We start from the raw sequence: 6,960 nt of genomic DNA on the forward strand, positions 1-6,960 counted from the left end.
GTGGACGAAGTCCATCGCGAAGCGACGCCGAAGGCGCCCTTGACTTTGGAGGGGCGGCCCCGTACGCAAGCGCCACCCCACCACCCGAACACCCCTCTCGCCGATACCCCGAACACCCGCCCCCGCCGCCCCCAAAATCCCACCTGGGACTCCCGGCTCGTACTCCTGACCTGAACTCCCGGCCGAACTCCCGGCCGAACTGACGAGACGTTCCCGGCCTCCCGGCCCGAACGTCCCGTCCCCAACATCACATCGCCTCGCGAAGACCGCCCGCTCCAGCTCCACGCCCCGCCCACAGCCCCTCCGGCGCACCCCATGAGCTCAGCCGCCCAAGCTCACAGCACCCTGCCACGGGCACGATCGCCCAACCCATCCCACGAGCAGCCGAGCTGGGGATGGACCTCAGCGCATCGCATCCCCCGAACCGGCAGGCCAACAACGCCAAGCCAGCGACACAGCCCCGACACCGCGCGCAGCCTGCGGCCCCCGAATGGCGGGCACTCGGGGGCTTTGGAGGGCGAGGGGCTACTCCGACTGTTCGGCGACCAAGGCGGCGAGGGCGGTGGCGATGTGGGCTTCGGCGGCGGGCTTGGTGACGCCCGCCTCGGACAGGATGCCGGTTCCGTTCTCGTGTTCGAGGAGGGCGAGGAGGATGTGCTCGGTGCCGATGTAGTTGTGGCCGAGGCGGAGGGCCTCGCGGAAGGTCAGCTCCAGGGACTTCTTGGCGTCCTGGTCAAAGGGGATGAGGGCGGGGACCTCGGCGGCCTCCGGCGGCAGCGCGGCGGTGGCGGCCTGCCGGACGGTGTCGAGCAGCACGTCCTGCGCGATGATCGCCTTGCTCGCCAGGGACTGCGGGTCGGCGATCAGGCCGAGGACGAGGTGGGCGGGGGTGATCTCGGCGCTGCCGGCGGCGCGGGCCTCGTTCTGCGACCCGATGACGACGTTGCGGGCGCGGACGGTGTAGCGGGAGAACCCCTGGGACGGGTCGAGGTCGGCGGGCGCGCCCTTGGCGACGAAGCGCTTCTGCGCGGCCTGCTTGCTGACGCCCATGCTCCTGCCGATGTCGGTCCAGGACGCGCCGGAGCGGCGGGCCTGGTCGACGAAGTGGCCGATGAGGTGGTCGGCGACCTCGCCGAGGTGCTCGGCGGCGACGACGGCGCTGGTGAGCTGTTCGAGGGCGTCGGGGTGGACCTTCTTGATGGCGGCGATGAGGTCGTCCAGCCGGATCTGGACGCCGGTCTGCGCGGGTTCGCTCATGCGTCAACCATAGGTTGACGATCGAGAATCGTCAACCGGCAGTTGACGGTTACCAGGCGGCGGCTCCGGCGAAGGTGGTGGCGTGCGGCGCGTAGCCGAGGACGTCGCGGGCGGCGGTGATGTCGAGGGTCCGCTCGACGGCGAGGTGGCTGATCGCGTAGCGGGTGAGGCGCGGCGGCCCGGGCCGGCGGGCCAGCAGGAACGCGCCCTCGGCGACGGCGGCAAGGGGCCGGGCGGCGCCCGCCGGGAGGTAGACGGGACAGGCGGCGACGCCGCGTTCGGCGAGGATCTCGCGGAACGCGTCGCCGATCACGACCGGAGCGGCGTCGGCCACGTTGAAGACGCCGGACGCGACGGGCCCGGTCGCGGCGAGCAGGCACGCCTGGACGAGGTTGGCGATCGAGGTCAGGCTGATCCGCTGCCGGCCCGTCCCGACGGCCGGCAGCAGCGGCCCCCGGACGGCGGACAGGACGCGCGGCAGCAGCGTGGTGTCGCCGGGCCCGTAGACGGCGTGCGGGCGCAGGACGATCGCGCCGCGTCCGAGGACGAGGCGTTCGGCGGCGGCCTTGGAGGCGCCGTAGGCGTTGAGGTAGCGGGCGACGGGCGCCTCGTCTTCGGTGGCCATGACACTGGGCCGGAACGGGTCGTACACGCTGGCGGTGCTGACGTGCACGAACCGCGCGCCGGGGAAGGACGCGAGGGCGTTGCGGGTGCCGGTGAGGTTGGCGGCGAACAGGTCGGCGGGCCGTCCCCAGTCGGTGACGCTGCCCGCGCAGTGGACGACGGCGTCGACCGCGGGCGCGTCCGGGATCGGGCCGCGGGTGAGGTCCCAGGACCGGTAGGCGGCGCCGGCGAGGTGGCCGGGCGGGACGGACGGCCGCCGCCCGAACGCGTGGACGGTGATGTCGCGGCAGGTCAGGGCGCGGCAGACGGCGCCGCCGACGAAGCCGGACGCGCCGGTGACGGCGATCCTCATCCGGGCGTCCCCGGGTGCCGGGCGGGCCGCGCCGCGAGGTCGCGGAGGCGGTCGCGGTCGAGTTTGCGGGTGCGGCCGGAGCGGGGCAGCGCGTCGAGGACGATGACGCGGTCGGGCAGCGCGTCGTGGTCGATGACGGCGGGCAGGTCGCGGCGGAGGCGCGCGGGGTCGGCGGTGCCGGTGACGGCGAGGACGACCTCCTCGTCCCCGGTCTCGTGGTCGGGGACGCCGACGATGGCGGCCTCGTCGACGCCGGGGAGCGCGGCGATGGACGGCTCGTAAAGGCCGGGGTAGAGGTTGAATTTGCCGCGGATGAGCATGTCCTTCTTCCGGCCGGTCAGGACGATCCGGCCGTCGTCCAGGCGGGCCAGGTCGCCTGTGGCGAGTTCCTCGAAAGGTTCGGTGCCGAGGTAGCCGCGGCAGAGGTTCGGCCCGGAAAGGAGCAGTTCCCCGTCGTCGGCGAGCCGCGCTCCGACGCCCGGAAGAGGAGTGCCCAGAAGGTCGCCTTCGGCGCCGGACCCGGTGTGCGCGAGTTTCTCTTCGGCCGACGCGATCGCGACCGGCAATATCTCGGTCATGGCGTAGACGGAGAGCACTTCGGCGGACGTCGCGCTCGTCGCGCGTTTCAGGATTCCGGCGGGTGCTGGTGCGGCGCCGAGCAGGACGTAGCGGAGCGACGGCGGCAGTTCCGGCACCGCGTCCAGGATCTCGGCGAGGTGGACGGGGACGCAGAACGTGTGGGTGGCGCCGCGTTCGCGCATGAGGCGCGCGAAATCGGCGGGCGAGCAGAACAGCGGCGGCATCGACCAGCGGGCACCGGATATCAGCGTCGGCAGCCCGAGCATCAGCTGGTCGGTGTGGACGACGTCGCCGGGCCCGAGCGGCATCCGGTCGCGGAAAAGGCCGAGTGCGGCGGCGAGGGACGCTTGGGAATGGGCGACGGCGCGCGGCGCGGCGGTGGTCCCGGAGGTGAAGATGACCGCCGCGGGGGCGTCCGGGTCGGTGTCCTGCGACGGCTCCGGGGCGTCGCCGCGCAGCAGGTCGGCGAGCGAGAGCGAGCCTCGCGGCACTCCGGGGAGGCGGCGGCCGACGTGGATGTGCCGCATCGGGTCCTCGCCGGGGATCTGCAGTTCGGCGAGATTCGGGAGCAGCAGCCCGCGCCGCCGCGCGTAGGCCCGGACGATTCTCAGCCGGCTCCCCGCGTAGAGCACCGATTCGGCGGCGGACCAGCGCGGCCGCGCCAATCGCAGCCGGGCCGTGAACATTTCCGGCCCGGCTCCGGGATCGGCGAAGACGACCACTCCCCCGGCGGCGACGACGCCGAGCGCAAGAACGAGGGATTCCGGTGACGGGCGGACGGAGAAGAGCACTCCGTCGCCTTCCGCGAGGCCCGCGGAAAGGAGCCCGTGCCGGACGGCGAGCACCTGGCGGCGCAGTTCGCCATAAGTGAGCTGCGTGCCGTTCCCGGACACCAGGGCGACGCCGTCCGGGGTCCGCGCGGCCTGGTCGAGCAGTTGCCGGACGAGCGTCATGCGACGGCCTCCGAACGGACGGCGAGATGGCTGTAGGTCGGGATCAGGACGCCGCGGGCGGCGGCGCGGCTGGTGATGCGCAATGGCGCGGCGTCCAGGAGCGTCCGGGCGACGCGCCGGATCTGCGCCGTGGCGAGCGGAAAGCCGATGCAGAAATGCGGGCCCGCGCCGAACCAGAGGCGCCGCAGTTCCGGCGGGTGCAGGCCTTCGAGGTCGAACGGCCCGAGGTCGCGGCAGCAGTTGTGCGTGGCGATGAGCACCCGGTCCCCGGGGCGGATCGCCACGCCGCCGACGACCGCCGGGCGATGCACGCTCCGCAGCATCACGGGCGTCGGCGTCGTCACGCGCATCGCCTCGTCGATCGCCCGGTCGAGCAGCCCGCGCGCGGCGGCGACCCGCGGCAGCTGCCCCGAGTCGGCGAGCAGCGCGATCAGGCGGGGCAGCAGGGTGGCGACGGTCTCGGTGCCGGTGAGGAAGAACGCGCCGGCGGCGCCGCGCGCCTCGTCCTCGGAGAGGCCGAGCGCCCGCATCCGGCCCATGACCGTGGACTCGTCGCCGGCGGCGTAGGCCTTGGCGGCGATCGCGCCGAGCGGGTCGAGGACGGCGCGGGCTCGCTCGATCTGCGCCGGGCTGAGCCGCCGGGTCCGCAGCGACACCATCGACACGATCCGCTCGCCCTGCTCGAACAGGTGCCGCCAGTCCGCCTCGGTGCCCGCGTCGAGCCCGATGACCTCGCTGATGACGGCGCCCGCCATAACGCGCGCGGCGTCCACGAGGTCGACGGTCGCGCCGCGCGCGAGGCGGTCGGCGAGCCGTTCCAGCGGGTCCGCGAGCACGCGCGCGCACAGCGCGTCGGTGTAGGACGGCGTGAACAGGTCGGTGAGGCGGCGGCGGAGCGCGCGGTGCGCGTCGCCTTCCATGTTCAGCAGGACGGACGGCCCGAGCACGGGCGTCCACAACTCGCCGGGCGAGCCGGGGCCGTCCTTGCGGAACGTCTCGCCGTCCATCAGCACCTCGCGGGCGAGCGGCGCCGCGTTCACGACGACGCCGAGGCCCGGCACCCGGACGATCGGCCCGCGCCGGGCGAGGCCGCGCAGCAGCGGGTAGGCGAACGGGTGCGCGGTCAGGTAGAGGCGCCGTTCCCAGTCGGGGGTCCTCATCGGATGTCCACCACCTCGGGCACGTAGCGGTGGTCGGCGTACCAGCCGAGGGTCTTGACCAGCCCGAACGCGCGCAGCCGCCGCACCGACCCGTACACGACGACGTCCTTGCGCAGGCCGTAGGCGTCGGTCAGGTAGCGGACGCGGTTGACGAGTGCGCGGTCCTCGTGGAGCTCCTCGATGCGGGTGCGCGGGAACCCGCCGGCCCGCTTGTACAGGTCGGCGGTGATGGCAACGTTGCAGCCCGGCATCATCACGTACGGCCCCAGGTACAGCGGGTCCTGGTTGCCGGGGCGGAACCGGCCGAACGCCGCGGCGATCCCGATCACGGCGGGCAGCAGGCGGCGCTCCCAGAGCTTCAGCGGGAACTCGTCGGTGCGGGGCCGCAGCGGTCCGGACACCATCTCCAGGCCGTCCGCGAACGCCCGCTTCACCGCGGCGATCCAGCCGGGGGCGGGCAGGCAGTCGGCGTCGGTGCGGGCGATGTGCGTGGCGCCCGCGGTCATGGCGTGCCGGAAGCCGGTGTCGGCGGCGGCGCCCGTCCCCTTCTCCGGTTCCCGGACGATCCGGACGTCCATCGCCGGGTGGTCCTCGGCGAACGCCCGGACGACCTCGGCGGTCCCGTCGCGGCTGCCGTTGTCGACGACGGCGAGCGTGAAGCGGGGGTCGGTCTGCGCGGCGAGCCGGTGCAGCGTCGCGCCGATCGAGCGCTCCTCGTCGAACGCGGGGACGACGACCCAGAGGTTCATCGCGTCTGGCGTGGTCGGCGGCATCGTCACAGCTCCGCGAACAGGACGCCGAGGCTGACGCCGCCGGCGAGGCCGACGAGCGCGACGCGGTCGCCGGGGCGGCAGCGCCCGTCCGCGATCGCGGTCGCGAGCTGGAGCGGCAGGCTCGCGGACGCGACGTTGCCGTGCTCGGGCAGCGTGACGACGAGCCGGTCCGACGGGACACCGAGCGTCGCCCGCAGCACCTCAAGGTACGGCAGGGTCACCTGGTGGACGGCCACCACCGCGAAGTCGTCCCAGGTCAGACCGGTCTTGGTGAGGGCGTTGGCGAAGATCTCCGGGCCGGCCGCGAGGAACGCCTCCTTGAGCCGGCGCCCGTCGCCCTTGAAGTAGGCGTACTCGGGGTCGCGCGGGTGCATCGACCCGCCGGCGGGCAGCGTGCCGATCTCCCAGGCGCTGGAGACGGCGGCGAAGTCGCGGTAGAAGATGCCGCCGTCGGTCGCGGCCTCCACGAGCATCGCGGCGCCGCCGTCCGACAGGGTGTAGCCGGCGAACGCGTCGGCGAACTGGGCGCGGTCGCGGACCGTCCAGCGGATCGCGCGGGACGGGCTCTCGCCGGTGCAGACGAGGACCCGCTCGTGCTGGCCGGTGCGGATCAGCGCGTCCGCCATCTGGAGCCCGTTGAGGAAGCTGTTGCAGGCGTTCTTGACGTCGAACACCGGGCAGGATGCGCCGAGCTTGGCGGCGGCGATGTGCGCGGTGGCGGGCTCGATGAGGTCCTGCGACGCGGAGCCGAAGATCAGCAGGTCGACGGCGTCCGCGCCGATGCCGCGCTGGTCGAGTACCCGGCGGGCGGCGGCGACGGCCAGGTCGGAGGCCTGCTCGCCGTCGTCCATGACGTGCCGGGCGCGGATCCCCGTCATCCGCTCGACGATGGTGGGGTGCGGCCGGTAGCCGGGGCTCTCGGCGGCGACGCGGGCCTCGACCTCGGCGCTGGTGACGACGCGCGGCGGCAGGTGCGCGGCGACGGCGGTGATGCGGGCTCTCATGGGCTGGTCCCCCGGTCCTCGTCCTGGGTGGAAAGCGTGGGAAAGCCAGGTTCGCGGGCCCCGGCCGCGTCCGGACAGGGAGACCTTACGGAAGAGCGACCAGGCGTTCTAGCCTGATTCGCAGTGAGTAGTGACACTCATCCCGAATGAGTACTTTGCCGGACCAGCCGGTTCCGGCCACGAGCCGCCGGGCCGGGGGCGGGCGGCCGCCGGGCCGGGGGCGGGTGGCCGCCGGGCCGGGGCGGGCGGGTGCCGGAT

The 6,960-nt window shown here is 73.8% G+C and carries 6 protein-coding genes; all 6 read right to left on the minus strand.

Features of this window, described 5'->3' with window-relative positions:
* Nucleotides 1-525: 525 nt before the first annotated feature.
* The 6 genes from F9B16_RS48175 to F9B16_RS48200 are packed head-to-tail and all read right to left on the minus strand — an operon-like array spanning nucleotide 526 to nucleotide 6,702.
* Complete coding sequence (locus tag F9B16_RS48175) at nucleotides 526-1,257, minus strand: Clp protease N-terminal domain-containing protein (RefSeq protein ID WP_151546973.1); 732 nt, start codon at nucleotides 1,255-1,257, stop codon at nucleotides 526-528.
* Nucleotides 1,258-1,306: 49 nt separating this feature from the next.
* Nucleotides 1,307-2,233, minus strand: coding sequence for an NAD-dependent epimerase/dehydratase family protein (locus F9B16_RS48180; RefSeq protein WP_151546974.1), 927 nt, complete (start codon nucleotides 2,231-2,233; stop codon nucleotides 1,307-1,309).
* Nucleotides 2,230-3,765 (minus strand): class I adenylate-forming enzyme family protein, encoded by a 1,536-nt coding sequence (locus tag F9B16_RS48185; protein ID WP_151546975.1) that lies wholly within the window; start codon nucleotides 3,763-3,765, stop codon nucleotides 2,230-2,232. Before F9B16_RS48185 ends, F9B16_RS48180 begins: the two co-directional genes overlap by 4 nt.
* A complete protein-coding gene (locus tag F9B16_RS48190; protein WP_151546976.1) occupies nucleotides 3,762-4,925 on the minus strand; it encodes a cytochrome P450 in 1,164 nt (387 codons plus the stop codon). The genes F9B16_RS48185 and F9B16_RS48190 overlap by 4 nt, the downstream gene beginning before the upstream one ends.
* Complete coding sequence (locus tag F9B16_RS48195; RefSeq protein WP_225992624.1) at nucleotides 4,922-5,698, minus strand: glycosyltransferase family 2 protein; 777 nt, start codon at nucleotides 5,696-5,698, stop codon at nucleotides 4,922-4,924. Before F9B16_RS48195 ends, F9B16_RS48190 begins: the two co-directional genes overlap by 4 nt.
* A 2-nt stretch (nucleotides 5,699-5,700) precedes the next feature.
* On the minus strand, nucleotides 5,701-6,702 hold the full coding sequence (locus F9B16_RS48200; protein ID WP_151546977.1) for a 3-oxoacyl-ACP synthase III family protein: 1,002 nt from the start codon (nucleotides 6,700-6,702) through the stop codon (nucleotides 5,701-5,703).
* Between the last annotated feature and the right edge of the window lie 258 nt (nucleotides 6,703-6,960).

The sequence above is a fragment of the Actinomadura montaniterrae genome (assembly GCF_008923365.1).
GTDB classification, from domain to species: domain Bacteria; phylum Actinomycetota; class Actinomycetes; order Streptosporangiales; family Streptosporangiaceae; genus Spirillospora; species Spirillospora montaniterrae.